The 16,294-nt window shown below is 73.2% G+C and carries 12 protein-coding genes; 6 read left to right on the plus strand and 6 right to left on the minus strand.

Annotation, left to right across the window (positions count from 1 at the left end):
* Positions 1–111 precede the first annotated feature (111 nt).
* Together C0216_RS27130 and C0216_RS27135 are read right to left on the minus strand one after the other, a co-directional pair.
* A complete protein-coding gene (locus C0216_RS27130; protein WP_114057790.1) occupies positions 112–1,116 on the minus strand; it encodes a DNA-3-methyladenine glycosylase family protein in 1,005 nt (334 codons plus the stop codon).
* An 88-nt stretch (positions 1,117–1,204) separates the two neighbouring features.
* Positions 1,205–2,641, minus strand: coding sequence for a peptidoglycan recognition protein family protein (locus tag C0216_RS27135; RefSeq protein ID WP_114057791.1), 1,437 nt, complete (start codon positions 2,639–2,641; stop codon positions 1,205–1,207).
* Between the two features lie 140 nt (positions 2,642–2,781).
* Here C0216_RS27135 and C0216_RS27140 point away from each other — a divergent pair, with 140 nt between their 5' ends.
* From C0216_RS27140 to C0216_RS27155, 4 genes are all read left to right on the plus strand, one after another.
* Positions 2,782–3,534, plus strand: a complete 753-nt coding sequence (locus C0216_RS27140) for a TIGR03089 family protein (protein WP_114057792.1) — start codon at positions 2,782–2,784, stop codon at positions 3,532–3,534.
* Between the two features lie 201 nt (positions 3,535–3,735).
* Entirely contained in the window at positions 3,736–4,941 is a 1,206-nt protein-coding gene (locus tag C0216_RS27145; RefSeq protein WP_246042709.1) for an LCP family protein, read from the plus strand.
* Between the two features lie 224 nt (positions 4,942–5,165).
* Positions 5,166–7,001, plus strand: a complete 1,836-nt coding sequence (locus C0216_RS27150; RefSeq protein WP_114057794.1) for an LCP family protein — start codon at positions 5,166–5,168, stop codon at positions 6,999–7,001.
* Positions 7,002–7,109: 108 nt separating this feature from the next.
* Positions 7,110–8,834, plus strand: a complete 1,725-nt coding sequence (locus tag C0216_RS27155) for an LCP family protein (protein WP_246042710.1) — start codon at positions 7,110–7,112, stop codon at positions 8,832–8,834.
* A 121-nt stretch (positions 8,835–8,955) separates the two neighbouring features.
* Here C0216_RS27155 and C0216_RS27160 read toward each other — a convergent pair whose 3' ends face one another.
* Positions 8,956–9,984, minus strand: coding sequence for a glycosyltransferase family 2 protein (locus C0216_RS27160; RefSeq protein WP_114057796.1), 1,029 nt, complete (start codon positions 9,982–9,984; stop codon positions 8,956–8,958).
* 177 nt (positions 9,985–10,161) lie between these two features.
* On the opposite strand from C0216_RS27160, the gene C0216_RS27165 reads away from it, so the two are divergent.
* Positions 10,162–11,661: an LCP family protein gene (locus C0216_RS27165; protein ID WP_114057797.1), complete on the plus strand. Its 1,500-nt coding sequence runs from the start codon at positions 10,162–10,164 to the stop codon at positions 11,659–11,661.
* Between the two features lie 19 nt (positions 11,662–11,680).
* Here C0216_RS27165 and C0216_RS27170 read toward each other — a convergent pair whose 3' ends face one another.
* Positions 11,681–12,232 (minus strand): acyl-CoA thioesterase, encoded by a 552-nt coding sequence (locus tag C0216_RS27170; RefSeq protein WP_114057798.1) that lies wholly within the window; start codon positions 12,230–12,232, stop codon positions 11,681–11,683.
* Between the two features lie 106 nt (positions 12,233–12,338).
* Here C0216_RS27170 and C0216_RS27175 point away from each other — a divergent pair, with 106 nt between their 5' ends.
* Positions 12,339–13,670: an LCP family protein gene (locus C0216_RS27175; RefSeq protein WP_114057799.1), complete on the plus strand. Its 1,332-nt coding sequence runs from the start codon at positions 12,339–12,341 to the stop codon at positions 13,668–13,670.
* Positions 13,671–13,746: 76 nt separating this feature from the next.
* Here C0216_RS27175 and C0216_RS27180 read toward each other — a convergent pair whose 3' ends face one another.
* Both C0216_RS27180 and C0216_RS27185 read right to left on the minus strand, forming a co-directional pair.
* Positions 13,747–14,829, minus strand: coding sequence for a sugar phosphate nucleotidyltransferase (locus C0216_RS27180; RefSeq protein ID WP_114057800.1), 1,083 nt, complete (start codon positions 14,827–14,829; stop codon positions 13,747–13,749).
* Between the two features lie 120 nt (positions 14,830–14,949).
* Complete coding sequence (locus tag C0216_RS27185; protein WP_114057801.1) at positions 14,950–16,107, minus strand: acyl-CoA dehydrogenase family protein; 1,158 nt, start codon at positions 16,105–16,107, stop codon at positions 14,950–14,952.
* Positions 16,108–16,294: the final 187 nt, after the last annotated feature.

The following is a 16,294-nucleotide window of genomic DNA, read 5'->3' on the forward strand; positions in this document are numbered from 1 at the left end:
CCTCGGTGTGCGGGACGAATGCCCTCGTAGCGGAGCTACTAGGACATTCGGCTCGTGCGCCGAGGGTGCGTGCCGGGCGTCGCGACGCCGCGGGGCAACTCAATACAGGCCCTAGATCAGCGAGATGTCGCTCCGGTACATCCGCGGCGCCCGCCGCGGCGGGGTCCGCCCGGCGAGCAGCACCAGCCGGGCGGCCCGGTGCCGCTGCCCCGCGTACGGGGCGAGCAGCTCCAGCATCACCGCATCGTCGGCGTCCCGGTTCCCGGCGAGCGCGTACCCGATGATCCCGGGCAGATGGAGATCGCCGGTGGTCACGGCGTCGGGATCGCCGTTGCTGCGCTGCAGCGTCTCGGCGGAGGTCCACGGCCCGATGCCGGGCACGGCCTCCAGCCGCGCGGCCGCCTCGCCTGGCGGCATGGCCGCCGCCTCCTCCAGCCGGGCCGCGACGCGCGCGGCCCGCACGATCGTCGCCGACCGCTTCCCGTCGACCCCGGCCCGGTGCCACTCCCACGACGGCACCATCGCCCACGTCCGCGCATCCGGCACGACGCACAGCCCGAGGTCGGGCCCGGGTGCGGCTTCGCCGTGCGCCCGTACGAGCCGCCGCCATGACCGGTAGGCCTCGTCCGCGGTGACCTTCTGCTCCAGCACCGTCGGCACGAGCACCTCGAGCACGAGCCCCGTGCGGGTCAGCCGCAGACCGGGCCGCCTCCGGTGGCTCTCGTGCACCAGCCGGTGGCGCGGTACGAACACGCCCGGATCGTCACCGGCACCCAGCAGCGCGGGAAGCGCATCGAGCACCCACCCGGCCCCGGGCCCCCACGCCTCGCCCTTCACCCGCCCGGCGCTGCGGTCGGCGGACACCCTCAGCGTCGCGGGCCCCTGCGGGGTCCGCGTCGTGCGCCACACGGACCCGTCCTCGCCGATCCTGAAGGTCGGATCCCCCGGCCCCCGCCGCAGCGGCCCGAGCGTCAGCCCCGGATCGAGCGGCCCGCCGGGATCCCAGACCCGGCTGAGCGCCCCGCCGGCCGCCGCGGCAGCCTGCCGCGCGGCGGGCACACCGGTCCGTCCGCCGCGCACGGCGGCACGGGTCAGGGGATCGAAGCGGCCGGCCATGCCACGAGCGTAGCCGCATCCGGGTCGCCCGGAGCGGGGCAGCCGGAGCGGGAGGGCGGGGCCCCGGCCGCCCCGCGGAACCGCCTCCTCACCTCCCCTGGAGCTTCGCCGATGCCGTCCGGGTGGTGGGCAGCTGCCCGTACAGCAGCTTGCCTGGGCACTCGGTCGCGAAGCCGTCGCGGTGCCCGGAGATCACCTTCAGCTTCACGCTGCTGCCCTTGGGGTAGCGGTTCCCGCCCCCGGACTTCAGCGTCGTCGTCGAGCGCGGGTCCCGGTTGAACAGCCCCAGCTTCCAGGCCGTGAGCGCCGCCACGGACTTCACCGCGGGCGCCGGCGGGTTCGTCCCCGTGAAGGTGCCGATGACCGCGATGCCCATGCTGTCGGTGTTGAAGCCCATGGTGTGCGCGCCGAGCACCGCCCGGGCGACCCCGCCCGCACGGCCCTCGTACACGGTGCCGCACTTGTCGACGAGGAAGTTGTAGCCGATGTCCCGCCACCCGCTGCTGACGACGTGGTAGCGGTACATGCTGCGGATGACGGCCGGCGCGTCCTTGCAGGCGTAGTTGTTCCCGGACGCCGTGTGGTGGACGAAGGCGGCCTTGACGGTGCTCGTGTAGACGAACGCCTTCTCCCTCAGCTTCTCGTCCGCCCCCCACCCCAGCCGGGTGATGATCCTCGGGCGCGGCCCGATATAGGGCGCGGCCGCCGCGCCGGGCCGGGCCTCGCCGGTCAGGACGGCGTCGGCGGTCGAGTCGGCCTTGCCGAGGGCGCCGATCTCCGTGGCGCCGAGAGGGGCCAGCGGGACGTTCACGGAGGAGGCTTCCGCCATCTCCATGGTCATGCCGGGCACCAGCACGGGCCCCTTGTCGTCGTCGCCGGGCAGTCCGCCCGTGCCGGCGCCGTTCTTCCCGTCGGCGGCGCCCGCGGGCGGCACCCCGGGGTCGATCAGCTCGATCCGCAGGCCGGACGGGAGCCGCGCGGGCAGTGCGCGCACTGTGGGGCGTTCTGCCTCGACGCGCACCTCGATGGCATCCGACTCCCCCACCCACAGCGGGGCGGTGGCGCCGCGGGCGGGCCCGGTGCCGCGTTCGGCGGTGTCGGGGTCGGGGGCGTGCGCGCCGTTGTGGGTCTCGACGTCCTGCCAGTCGGACCAGAGCGCGGTGTCGACGGACCGGGTACGGACCTGGACGCGGCCGTTGAGTTCGGCGTCGGCGTCGTCCCAGACGACACCGACCAGCGAGAACCTCTCGACCTCCCGCGCGGCGAGGCCCCGCGCCTCGGGCAGGCCGGCGGCGGGAGGCACGGCCGACCGGTCGGAGGACGCCCTCAGGGGGGCAAGGGGCAGCGACTGGGTGGAACCGGCGGGGGCGGCGGGAGGCACCGCCCCGAGACCGGAGGCGGCGGCGGAACCGGAGGCGGCGGCGCCCGAGCCGGAGGCGGCGGCAGCCGGCACGGACAGGGCGAGCGGCAGGGCAAGTGCGGCGGCGGCCGCGACACCGACCGCTGAAGACAGGAATCCACGCATGCAAGCGATGCTGGGCACTCTCCCCGGGGTCCGCCATCGGAGAACTGACGGTCCGTCTGCTGACGCCGCCCGGCCCGCTCCCCCGTACGGATGAGCCGCGCGCCGCCGTACGGGGGAGTGCCCCGCGTACGCTGGGCCGGGTGAACGCCACTGACCGCACCCCTGCCGACCTGCTGCGATCCGCGCTCGCCGCCGATCCGGGCCGCCCTCTCGTCACCTTCTACGACGACGCCACGGGCGAGCGCGTCGAATTGTCCGTCGCCACCTTCGCCAATTGGGTGGCCAAGACCGCCAACCTGCTCCAGGGCGACCTGGCCGCCGGCCCGGGCGACCGGCTCGCCCTCCTGCTCCCCGCGCACTGGCAGAGCGCCGTCTGGCTGCTCGCCTGTGCCTCGGTCGGGGTCGTCGCCGAGGTCGGCGGGGACCCGGCCGGCGCGGACGTGGTCGTCAGCGGGCCGGACACCCTGGAGGCGGCCTCGGCGTGCTCGGGCGAGCGCGTCGCGCTCGCGCTGCGGCCGCTGGGCGGCCGGTTCCCGCAGCCTCCGGCCGGGTTCGCGGACTACGCGGTGGAGGTCCCCTCCCAGGGCGACCGGTTCGCCCCGTTCGCCCCCGTCGACCCGGACGGGCCGGGGCTGTCGGTCGGCGGCGAGGAGCTCAGCCACACCGAGGTCGTCGAGCGGGCCCGGGCGGACGCGGCCGGGCTGGGCCTGGGCCCGGGATCCCGGCTGCTGTCCGGGCTCGGCTACGACACCTGGAAGGGCCTCTCGGCCGGACTGTACGCGGCACTGGCCGCGGGCGGGTCGGTGGTGCTGTGCCGGCACCTGGACCAGCTGGACGCGGAGGGCCTGGCGAAGCGCACGGAAGCGGAGCGGGTGACGCACACGGCGCAGTAAGGACCGCCGCAGCCGCCGCACCGGGGCACCCGCCCGCGCCCCCGCCCCGACCCGCGCCGCCCGGCAGACCCGCCGCACTTTTCACCCGTTCAGCCCTAGACAGGCCCCTGCCCCCGGGCCGCCACACACGCCCGGGGGCAGGATCGGTCCAGGTCGTACACGTGCGACCCCATGCCGGACCGGCGAGGGGACGGAACGCGAGTGACATCCAGCGCAGGCATACCTGGCAGGCAGCCGGAAGCGGCAGGCGGCTCCCCGGAGTCCCCGCGCCGCCGCCGGCGCCGGCTGCTGCGCTGGATCGGGCTCGGCCTGGCCCTGCTGGTGCTGCTCGGGGCGGGCACGGGCTGGTGGCTGTACCGCAAGCTCAACGCGAACATCACCGCGGACACCTCCGCGGCGGCCGAACTGGAGCGCTACGAGCGGGAGCGCCCGCCGCCCGGATCGAGCGGCTCCCGCAACATCCTCCTCATCGGCGCGGACTCGCGCGCGGGCAGCGGCAACGCCTCGTACGGCAGGGACAAGGGAACGCAGCGCTCGGACACCGTCATCCTCCTGCACCTGCCCGCCGACCGCCGCAGCGCGACGGCGGTGTCGATCCCCCGCGACCTGATGGTGGACATCCCGAGCTGCCTGGGGCCGGGCGGGAGCCGCAGCGCCGAGCAGTTCGCGCAGTTCAACTGGGCGTACCAGCGGGGCGGGGCCGCCTGCACGATCCGTACGGCGGAGAAGCTGACCGGGATCCGGATCGACCACCACATGGTGATGGACTTCGACGGGTTCAAGCGGATGGTCGACGTGATCGGCGGCGTGGAGGTCTGCCTGAAGCAGCCGGTGAACGACCCCGGGGCGCGGCTGCGGCTCCCGGCGGGCCGGCAGACCCTGCGCGGGGAGCAGGCCCTGGGCTTCGTCCGCGCCCGGTACAGCCTGGGCGACGGCAGTGACACGGAGCGGATGGAGCGTCAGCAGCACTTCCTGGCCTCGATGGTCGACAAGGTGCAGAGCAACGGGGTGCTGCTGAACCCGCGGAGGCTGTACCCGCTGCTGGACGCGGCGACGTCCTCGGTCACCACCGACCCGGGGCTGGCGTCGCTGCGCGGGCTGTACGAACTGGCGCGCGCGCTGCGGAGCGTGCCGACCGACCAGGTGAACTTCCTGACGGTGCCGCGCCGTCCGTACGCCGCGGACCCCAACCGGGACGAACTGGTGCAGCCCGACGCGGGCCGGCTCTTCCAGCGGCTGCGGACGGACCAGCCGCTCGCGGTGGCCCCGTCGACGGGGCCGGACGAGCGCGGCACCGGCAGCACGATGCGGCCGCCCACCCCCGCCCCCACCTCGGGAACCGACACCAGCGCGACACCCGTCCCCACGTTCACGGGCACCACTGCCGGGATGACCGACTGCCGGTAAAGCAATCCCAAAAGCCGGTGTCCGAACCGCAAGGCATGAGTATTTTGCCCCGTTTTAAGGTGAGTGGAATTTGTCACCACCATGGTTTGGAGCGGACCGGGGCGGATAAGGTGAGCGATCCGGTGCCCTGGCCAGCGAAGAGGCCGTGCACCAGCAGCCGGATCGTTGACCGGGCGCCTTGGGGGAGGCGTGTCGCGAGGCACCGACGGAGGATTCAAGCAACCGTGGATGCGCAGAGCCGTGGGCGGGCGGACGAGATCGACCCCGCCGACCAGTGGGTGCTGAACCCCCGCACCGGCAACTACGAACTGCGACTGGACCACTCCGGTCCGCAAGGTCCGTCGCCGGCGGTGACTCCGCCCCGCAGACCGTCGCGGTCCCGCTCGGAGGCGGCATCCCCCGCGCAGCCCGCCGGGCGCACGTCGCGGGCGGCCGGAACGACCTCCGAGTCGGCCGGAGCCCCCGCCAGGACTCCCGGCGGCGGAAGCCCCTCGAAGGCGCCCGGCACCGGCTCCCCCACCCCCGTGGTGCCCGGTCCGCGCCGCGGCGAGGCCCCGCCGGGCCGGCGCGGCGGCCGCCCGCGGAAGGGCGGTTCCGGTCCGCGCCGCAAGCGGGCCCTGGTGGTGACGGGCGGCACGCTGGCGTTCCTGCTGGTGGGCGGCTCGCTCGGCGCGTACCTCTACTACAACCACCTCAACGGCAACCTGAAGGTCACCGACGTCGGCGACGCGGGCACGGGCGGCTTCAAGAAGGACCAGCCGATCAACATCCTCGTGATCGGCACCGACAAGCGCTCCGGCTCCGGCAACGAGGGGTACGGCGACGCGGGCAGCCCCGGGCACGCCGACACGACGATCCTGTTCCACGTCTCGAAGGACCGCACCAACGCCACCGCGCTGTCGATCCCGCGTGACCTGATCACGAACATCCCGGCCTGCCCGACGAAGCAGCCGGACGGCACCACGAAGACGATCCCCGGCCGCAAGGGGGACCGCTTCAACACGAGCCTCGGCCAGGAGGGCCGCGACCCGGGCTGCACGATGCGCACGGTCAAGGAGCTCACCGGGATCACCGTCGACCACTTCATGATGGTCGACTTCAACGCGGTGAAGGTGCTCAGCACCGCCGTCGGCGGCGTGCCCGTCTGCCTGGAGAAGGCCGTCGACGACGAGGACTCGAAGCTGAAGCTGGGCCCCGGCGAGCACCGCCTGCAGGGCGAGGACGCGCTGGCGTTCGTCCGCACCCGGCACGCCTTCGGCAACGAGAGCGACCTGGACCGCATCAAGACGCAGCAGCAGTTCCTGAGTTCGATGCTGCGCGAGATGAAGTCCAAGGAGACGCTGACCAGTCCGAAGAAGTTCTTCTCCCTCGCCGAGGCGGCCACGAAGTCGCTGACGGTGGACTCGGGCATCGGGTCGATCGAGAAACTCACCAACCTCGCCGGTGAGTTGAAGGACATGAACCTCAAGAACGTCACCTTCGCCACCCTCCCGGTGCGCGACAACCCGGCGGAGAAGGTCAAGGCGACGGTGGTCGTCGACCACGCACAGGCCGACCCGCTGCTGGAGATGATCCGGGGGGACGTGTCCCTCACCGAGGTCGAGGAGAAGGAGCAGGCGGCGAAGGACGCCGCCGACGCCGAGGCGAAGGCCAGGCAGGACGCCCTGCTCCAGGGCCCGCGCGCGCAGGCGAAGGACGTACGCGTGGACGTCCTCAACGGGGGCGGCCCGGCGGGCGCCGCCTCGGCCACCATCGGCTGGCTGCAGAACACCAAGGGCGTCTCGCGGTCCAGCAACCTCGGCAACGCGCCGGCCAAGCTGGACGCCACCCAGCTGGAGTACGCCCCGAACCAGGCCGACCAGGCCCGCGCCCTCGCGGACATGATGGGGCTGCCCGCCTCGGCGCTGAAGATGGGCACGGCCGACGCGGCGCCCAGGACTCCGATGAAGCTGACGCTCGGCGCGGACTTCAAGGGGGCGGGGGTCTCCATGACGGCTCCGCAGAAGGCGCCGGAGAACATCCAGCGCGTCGAGGCGGACAAGGCGATCTGCGCCAAGTAGCCGTACGGACCGGCCGGCCGCCCACCGACGGGCGGCCGGCCGGCAAACGATCTGCGCCGGTCCGGCGGGCGCACCAGGACGACATGACGTGATCTCTAGGGGGGACGTGTGAGGAGCAACAGCGTGCGCGGGGAGGGGGCGCCCGCCCGGCCGGACGGCGACACGGCCGACGGCGGACCAGCCGCCCGCGGCGGCGTCCCCGCACCGCGCCCGGGCGCGGACCCCGCGGCAAGGTCCACGGCCGCTGCCGGGGCGGGCCCCGCCCCCCGGCGCGGCAAGCGCCGGATACTGCGCTGGACGGCCTCGGTGCTGGCCTTCCTCATACTCGCGACGGCGGCGGCCGGGTACCTCTACTACCGCCACCTCAACGGCAGCATCCAGACGGACGCGCTCAACCTGGGCGAGAACAAGCTGGGCGGCTCCAGGCCCAACGCCTTCGGGCAGACCCCCCTGAACATCCTCCTGATCGGCTCCGACGCCCGCGACGGCGAGGAGAACAAGGCCCTCGGCGGCGCCAAGGACACCTTCGACGGGCCGCCGCTCGCGGACGTGCAGATGCTGCTGCACCTGTCGGCGGACCGCAGCAACATGTCGGTGGTGTCGATGCCGCGCGACACGCTGCTGAAGATGCCCAAGTGCACCGAGCCGAACGGCAAGGTGCACCCGGCGAGCCGGGGCCTCGTCCAGACCAACCAGTCCCTCAGCCGCGGCGGCCCCGGATGCACGGTCGCCGCCTGGCAGGATCTGACCAGGATCCCGATCGACCACTTCATGATGATCGACTTCAAGGGCGTGGTGACGATGGCGGACGCCATCGGCGGCGTCCCGGTCTGCGTCCAGGAGAACGTCCACTCCCTCACCCGGGACGGCAAGGGCTCGGGACTGAAGCTCCCCAAGGGCGAGAACGTCATCCAGGGCGAGGTCGCCCTGCAGTGGCTGCGGACCCGCTACGGCTTCGAGGACGGCAGCGACATAGGCCGCGCCCACGCCCAGCACATGTACATGAACTCCCTGGCCCGCGAGTTCCGCCGGAACGCCAAGCTGAGCAACCCCGTCAAGCTCAACAGCCTGGCCCAGGCCGCCATCAAGGCGATGGTGGTGGACCCCGGCCTCAACAAGATCGACAAGCTGTACGACCTGAGCATGGAGTTCAAGAGGGTCGACCCGTCCCGCATCACCATGACGACGATGCCGTGGATCCCGAGCCCGTCGGACTCGGCCCGCGTCGAGCCCAAGCCGGGCGAGGCGGAGGACCTGTTCCGAATGATCCGCGAGGACATCCCGCTCGACGGCAAGGGCCCCGAGCAGCCCCCCGCCCCCGGGGCCGTGCCGTCCGCCGGCGCCTCCGGCGCGCCCGCGACCCCCGCCACCCCCGCCTCGCCGGCCCCGTCCCTGCCGACGGCCGACCCGGCCGCGCCGCCCGCGCGGATCCCCGTGTCGGTCCGCAACGCCACCGGCGGCAGGGACGGGGCGCAGGGCCGGGTCAAGGGCCGGGCCGGCGAGGTCGCGGCCGTACTGGCCGGCAAGGGGTTCACCCGGGCCGTCGCGGACACCCTGACCGGGTCCGAGGACACGACGGTGGTCCGCTTCTCCAGCCCGGACCAGGCGGGCGACGCCGCGGCCGTGGCGACCGCGCTGGGCCTGCCGGCCTCGGCCGTGCAGAAGACGGACGACGTCACCGGGATCGTCCTGTTCGTCGGGAGGGACTGGCGGACCGGCAGCGCGCCGACCCCGCCCCCGCCGGCCCCCACCAAGGCGCCGGACTCCTCGCGCCCGCTCAACGGCGGCAACGACAAGGAGTGCATGGCGATCCAGCCGGGCTTCACCTGGTAGGCACCGGCGGCGGCGACCCGCGTGGCACACCCCGCGCGGCACGGCACGAAAAGGGCCCGGCGCCCGCGGTCTTCGAACCGCCGGGCCCGGGCCCTCGCCCCTTCTGCGTCCGGGACGGCTCTCAGGCGGCCGCCGACGGGTCCGCCTGCGGCGCCGGCCTGCGGCTCGCGATGACCTTGTCGGCCAGCGAGCGCGGGCTGCTCAGGAAGCCGAAGCCCCACGACATGTGCATGGTGGCGATGGCCACCGGGATCTGCACCCGCGCCTTCGGGGAGAGCCCCCGGCCCGCCGGGATCGACCCGAGCGTGATGCCCGCCAGGTAGCCGGCGGGGACGGCGAACGCCCAGGGGGTGATCGCCGCGCCGGCGACGATGCTCGCCGCGATGGCGCAGACCGCGGTCGGCGGTGCGAGGTAGCGCATGTTGATCGAGCCGGCGTGGTACCGGGCGACGACGTGCCGCCAGCGGCCGTAGTCCTTGTACTGCTTGGCCAGCGCCCGCACCGACGGCCGCGGCCGGTACTGCACCTTCAGCTCGGGCGAGAACCAGATCAGGCCGCCCGCCTCGCGGATGCGGTAGTTCAGCTCCCAGTCCTGGGCGCGGATGAACTCCTCGTTGTAGCCGCCGGCCCGCTCCAGGGCCTCCCGCCGGAACACGCCCAGGTAGACGGTCTCCGCCGGGCCGGCCTCGCCGCCGGTGTGGAAGGCCGCGTTGCCGACACCGAGCCGGGAGGTCATCGCCGCGGCGACGGCCTCCTCCCAGGCGTTCTCGCCCTCGGCGTGCATGATGCCGCCGACGTTCTGCGCGCCGGTCTCCTCCAGGAGGCGGACGGCCGTCGCGATGTAGTCCGGCGAGAGCATGCCGTGGCCGTCGACGCGTACCACGATCGGGTGGCGCGACGCCTTGATGGCGGCGTTGAGGGCGGCCGGGGTGCGGCCGGAGGGGTTCGGGACGGTGACGACGCGAGGGTCCTCGCGTACGAGCTCGGCGGCGATCTCGTCGGTGCGGTCCGTGGACGGCCCCAGCGCGATCACCACCTCCATCTCACCGGCGTACTCCTGTCCGAGGATGTGGCGGACGGAGTTGCGCAGGTGGCGCTCCTCGTTGAGCACCGGCATGATCACCGAGACTGCGGGCTGCTGGGCGGGCATGTGGTCCTTCAAGGTCGGGTATCGGTGTCACGTTACCGCGTACGGGGGAAACGGGTGCGCGCCGCCTGATCGGTGGGGACCGGCGCTGATCGTACGGGCCTACTGTTCTGACGATCTGACCGATGTGTGTGGATTCTTCCCTGACGGCCGCTGCAGATCCCGCGGAGGTGTTCCCCCGTGCCCCAGCCACACCGCCCACCCCGACCCGCCCGGCCCCGCGAGCCGCAGCGCGCGCGGCGCGGCGCGGCACCGGCCGGGGCCGCGGCCCGGCGCGGGAACGGCCGGCCCCGGTGGGGCGTACGGCTGGCGGGCGGACTCGCGGTGGCGGTCCTCGGCTCCGGCGCCGTCGGGCACGCGGTGATGACCGGCCTGGACACCGGCATCCAGCGGGTCGACCCGTTCCGGGACATGAAGAACCGGCCCGCCGCCGGGCACGGCCTGAACTTCCTGCTCGTCGGCACCGACGGCCGCGACAGCACCACCCCCGCCGACAAGCGCCGCTACCGCCTCGGCGGCGCCCCCTGCCGCTGCACCGACACCGTCATGCTCGTCCACCTCTCGGCCGACCGGCAGCGCGCCAGCGTCGTCAGCCTCCCCCGCGACAGCTACGCCGAGCTGCCCGCCCACCGCGACGAGTCCAGCGGCCGCACCCACGGCCCCCACCCGGTGAAGCTCAACGCCGCCTACGCCGAGGGCGGCCCGCAGCTGACCGTGCGCACCGTCGAGCAGATGACCCGCGTCAAGATCGACCACTACCTGGAGGTCGACTTCACCAGCTTCATGAAGACCGTCGACGCGATGGGCGGCGTCGAGATCTGCACCGCCAAGCCGCTGCGCGATCGCAACACCGGCCTCGACCTGGCGCCCGGCAGCCACCGGCTGGGCGGCGGCCAGGCCCTGCAGTACGTCCGCTCCCGGCACGTCGACGGCGCCGCCGACCTCGGCCGGATGCAGCGCCAGCAGCGCTTCCTCGCCGCCCTGGTCGAGCAGGCCACCTCCAGCGGGGTCCTGCTGAACCCCGTCAAGTTCAAGGAGGTCAGTTCCACCCTCCTGGGCTCCGTCCGCGCCGACCCGGGCTTCGGCTCCGAGCAGATGCTGGCCCTCGGCCAGGCCATGCGGGACTTCACCCCGGCCTCCTCCGAGTTCGCCTCCGTGCCCGTCGGCGACCCGTCGTTCCCCGTGAAGGGCATCGGCTCCACCGTCAAATGGGACGCGGCGAAGGCCGCCGAGCTGTTCGCCGCCCTCCGCGAGGACCGCCCGCTCGCCCCGGCCGCACCGGCCCGGACCGGGCCGCGGCAGCCCGCCCCCGTCCCGGTGGACGTGCCCCCGAAGCAGGTCCGCGTCCGCGTCGAGAACGGCACCCGCACCAGCGGCCTCGGCGGCCGTGTGGACGCCGCCCTGCGCGCCACCGGCTTCGACACCACCGGGGCCCCCGGGAACGCGGCCCGCCGCGACCACAAGCGCACGGTGATCGCGTACGACCCCCGCTGGGACCGCTCCGCGCGCACCGTCGCGACCGCCCTGCCCGGCAGCGAACTCCGCGCGGTGCCGGGCCAGGGCCGCACCGTCCGGGTGATCGCCGGAGCGGACTACCGCAAGGTGGTGCCCGTACGCCCGGAGGAGCCGCAGCGCGGCCCCTTCGGCACGGTCACCGGCGACCAGGTGGTGTGCACCTAGTCCGGTGGCCCGGCCTGGCTCAGTCCTCGTCGAAGCCCTGCGCCGCACGCTCCTCGCGCAGCGCCATGATCGCCCGGCGGCGCGCCAGCCGGTGCGTGCGGCGGATCTGCGCCTCCTGGTAGCGGCGCCTGTCCTGGTCGGTCTCGGGGAGCACCGGCGGCACCGTGCGCGGCTTGCCCTCCTCGTCGACCGCCGTGAACACCAGGTACGCGCTGCCGACCTGCGTCGCCGGCGTGGACTCGTTCCACCGCTCCGCCAGAACCCGTACGCCGATCTCCATCGACGAGCGGCCCGTCCAGTTGCACTGCGCCTTGACGTGCACCAGGTCGCCCACGCGGACCGGGGCCAGGAAGGCCATCTCGTCCATCGACGCGGTCACGGCCGCGCCGCCCGAGTGGCGGCCGGCGACGGCGCCCGCCGCGTCGTCGACCAGCTTCATGATCACGCCGCCGTGGACGGTGCCCAGGAGGTTGGTGTCGTTGGCGGTCATGATGTGGCTGAGCGTGGTCCGCGAAGCCGAGGTGGGCTTCCCCTGCAGGTCGCCCGCATTCGCGCCCGGTATGTGTGTCATACCGACACCTTAAAGCCGTCGCGGATGCCACAGCTGTGCAACAGCACCGGTACGAAGCCCGACCCGGTCTGTCGCCCGGCTCCCCGGACCGGGCATCCTATGCCGCATGAACGAGTGGCCAGAAGGGCGCGGGGACCGCCGCGACGACGGATACGGGCACGGCAGCGCGCAGGCGCAGCCGGAAGGCGCCCGGCGGATGCCCCACGTCCAGCGCCGGCAGCCGGGCCTGCCGCAGCAGCCCCAGCGACCGCCGCAGCCGCCGGTCCCGCCGCGGCCCGGGCGCCGGCCCGCCCCGCAGGTGCCGCCGCAGCAGGGCGCCGGCCACGCGGCCGACAGCTACGACAGCGGCTACAACACCGGCCAGGTCTACGGCACGCCCCAGCGCGCCCCGCAGCGCCCCGGCGGCCCGGGCGGCCCCGCGGGCGGCGGTCCGGGCGGCCCCGGGCGCCCGGCGGCCGCGCCCGACTGGGGCCGGCGCATCAAGGTCGGCTCCATCGCCCTGGTCTCCGTCCTCCTCGTCACGGCCATCGGCACGTACGTGTGGGCCGACTCCAAGGTGCGCCGCGAGGTGGACCTCTCCAAGGTCATCGAGCGCCCCAAGGACGACGACTGCACCACCTACTTGATCGTGGGCTCCGACAGCCGCGAGGGGCTGACCGAGGAGGACAAGAAGAAGCTCCACACGGGCTCCGCCGACGGCAAGCGCACCGACTCCATGATGATCCTGGCGGCCTGCTCCGGCGGGACCACCATGATCTCGCTGCCGCGCGACTCCGACGTGGAGATCCCCTCCTTCGTCGGCTCCCAGTCCGGCAAGAAGTTCCCTGCGCAGGGCAGGCGCACCAAGCTCAACGCGGCGTACGCCGAGGACGGCCCGGAGCTCCTCGTCCGCACCGTCGAGCACAACACGGGCCTGCGCATCGACCACTACGCCGAGATCGGCTTCGCGGGGTTCGCGAACATCGTGGACGCGCTCGGCGGCGTGGACATGAACATCGAGAAGGCCTTCAAGGACGAGAAGTCCGGCGCCGACTTCAAGGCCGGCGAACAGACCCTCAACGGCGAGCAGGCCCTCGCCTTCGTCCGCACCCGCTACGCCTTCGCCGAGTCCGACCTGGCCCGTACGAAGAACCAGCAGAAGTTCCTCGCGACGCTCGCCAACCAGGCGGCGACGCCCGGCACGCTCCTCAACCCGTTCAAGCTGTACCCGGTGCTCGGCGCCGGCCTGGACACGCTGATCGTGGACGAGGACATGTCGCTGTTCGACATGGGCGAGATGTTCTTCGCGATGAAGGGCGTCACGGGCGGCAGCGGCACCTCGATGAACATGCCGATCGCCGGCGAGCGGGGCGGCAACCTGCTGTGGGACAAGGCGAAGCTCCAGCAGATCGTCAAGCAGATCCAGAACGACGAGAAGGTCACCGTCACGGCCAACTGACGCCGCGGCGTACGACGACCCCCGCTCCGATGCCCGAAGGCCGGAGCGGGGGCCGTCGCCGTACGCCCGTGCGGGCTCAGCTGTCGGGGGAGAACCGCAGCGCCTTCGGCGGCAGCTCGGCCCGGCACCACACGCGCGCGCCGGCGCGCAGTTCGTTGTCCGCGCCGACGACCGCACCGTCGCCGACGACGGCGGCGTCGACCACGGTCCGCGCGCCGACGGTCGCGCCGTCGCCGATGAGGCTGGCGGTGACCTGCGCGTCGGGCTCGATGACGGCGCCGTCGAGGAGGATGGACCCGGTCACGACGGCACCCGCCCCGACGCTCGCCCCGGCACCGACGACGGTGCCGCCGGACAGCTTGGCGTCCGGTGCGACGCGGGCCCCGGGCAGCACCAGGGACTCGCCGCGCGGCCCGGGCACGGCCGGGGAGGCCACGACCCCGCGGACGAGGTCCGCGGAGGCCTGGACGAACGACTCGGGCTTGCCCAGGTCGAGCCAGTACGTGTTCTCGGTGACGCCGTGCAGGACCGCGCCGGCGGCGAGCAGGCCGGGGAACGTCTCGCGCTCGACGGAGACCGGCCGGTCGCCCGGGATCGAGTCGATGACGCTGCGCTTGAAGACGTAGCAGCCGGCGTTGATCTGGTCGGTGATGATCTCCTCGGGGGTCTGCGGCTTCTCCGTGAACGCCAGCACCCGCCCCTCGGAGTCGGTGGGCACCAGCCCGAACGCCCGCGGGTCCTCGACCTGCACCAGGTGCAGGGTGACGTCCGCCTCGGCCGCCCGGTGGGCGTCGACGAGGCCGGCGATGTCGAGGCCGGTGAGGATGTCGCCGTTGAAGACCAGCACGGAGGAGTCCGGGCCTCCGGTCAGCCGCCGGGCGGCGTTGCGGATGGCCCCGCCGGTCCCGAGGGGCTCCTCCTCGACGACGTACTCCAGGCTGACGCCGAAGTCGGACCCGTCACCGAAGTACGGCTCGAAGACCTCGGCGAGGTAGCAGGTCGCCATCACGATGTGGGTGACCCCCGCGGCGGCGGCGCGGGCTATCTGGTGGGCGAGGAACGGCACCCCGGCGGCGCGCACCATCGGCTTCGGAGTGTTGACCGTGACGGGGCGCAGCCGCGTCCCCTGCCCCCCGACCAGCAGGATCGCTTCCAAAATGTTTCTCTCCCCACCCCGGGTCGGGCCTGTGAAGGTCCAAAGTTAGCCCATGCGGGGCATGTGCCGGCCGGAGGCGGGCGAAACGCTGCCGCTCCGCCGCCTCCGGCCGGGAATCACCTGCTACGGCAGGTTGCGCGCCATGACGATCCGCTGGACCTGGTTCGTTCCTTCGTAAATCTGCGTGATCTTCGCGTCGCGCATCATGCGCTCGACCGGGTAGTCGCGGGTGTAGCCGTAGCCGCCGAGGAGCTGGACGGCGTCCGTGGTGACCTCCATGGCCGCGTCCGAGGCGAAGCACTTGGCGGCGGCGCCGAAGAACGTGAGGTCGGAGTCGGTGCGCTCGGACTTGGCGGCGGCCGCGTAGGTGAGCTGGCGGGCGGCCTCGATCTTCATCGCCATGTCGGCCAGCATGAACTGGACGCCCTGGAAGTCGGCGATCGGCTTGCCGAACTGCTTGCGCTCCTGGACGTAGCCCTTGGCGTAGTCGAGGGCGCCCTGGGCGATGCCGAGGGCCTGGGCCGCGATGGTGATGCGGGTGTGGTCCAGGGTCTTCATCGCCGTGGCGAAGCCGGTGCCCTCGGCGCCGATCATGCGGTCGGCCGGGATGCGGACGTTGTCGAGGTAGACCTCGCGGGTCGGGGAGCCCTTGATGCCGAGCTTCTTCTCCGGGGCGCCGAAGGAGACGCCCTCGTCGCCCTTCTCCACGACGAAGGCGCTGATGCCCTTGGAGCGCTTCTCCGGGTCGGTCACGGCCATGACCGTGTAGTACTCGGAGACGCCCGCGTTGGTGATCCAGCGCTTGACGCCGTTGAGGACCCAGAAGTCGCCGTCGCGGACCGCGCGGGTCTTCATGCCGGCCGCGTCGGAGCCCGCGTCGGGCTCGGAGAGGCAGTACGAGAACATCGCGTCGCCCTTGGCGAGCGGGCCCAGGTACTTGGCCTTGAGCTCCTCGGAGCCGGAGAGGATCACCGGGAGGGAGCCGAGCTTGTTGACGGCCGGGATCAGGGAGGAGGAGGCGCAGACGCGGGCGACCTCCTCGATGACGATCACGGTGGCCAGGGCGTCGGCGCCGGCGCCGCCGTACGTCTCGGGGACGTGGACGGCGTGCAGGTCGTTGGCGACGAGGGCGTCCAGAGCCTCCTGGGGGAAGCGGGCCTCCTCGTCGACCGCGGCGGCGAACGGGGCGATCTTCGCCTCGCAGAGCGAGCGGACGGACTCGCGGAGCATGTCGTGCTCCTCGGCCGGGCGGTACAGGTCGAAGTCGGCAGAACCCGCCAAGATCTCTCACTCCCCAAGGTGAACCATGTGCTAACTACCGTTAAGTAACCCAAATCTTAGTGTCCGCCGCCCGCGCAGCGGTATGTACGCGGCACGTGAGCTGCATGACAACGCCCGGTACTCCGGGAACGTCCCCCGTACGGGCGCGACTATGCTCGGTTGCCGCAACAGGCCCCGCACCTCTGGA

Origin of the sequence: Streptomyces globosus (assembly GCF_003325375.1) — a bacterium.
GTDB lineage: Bacteria > Actinomycetota > Actinomycetes > Streptomycetales > Streptomycetaceae > Streptomyces > Streptomyces globosus_A.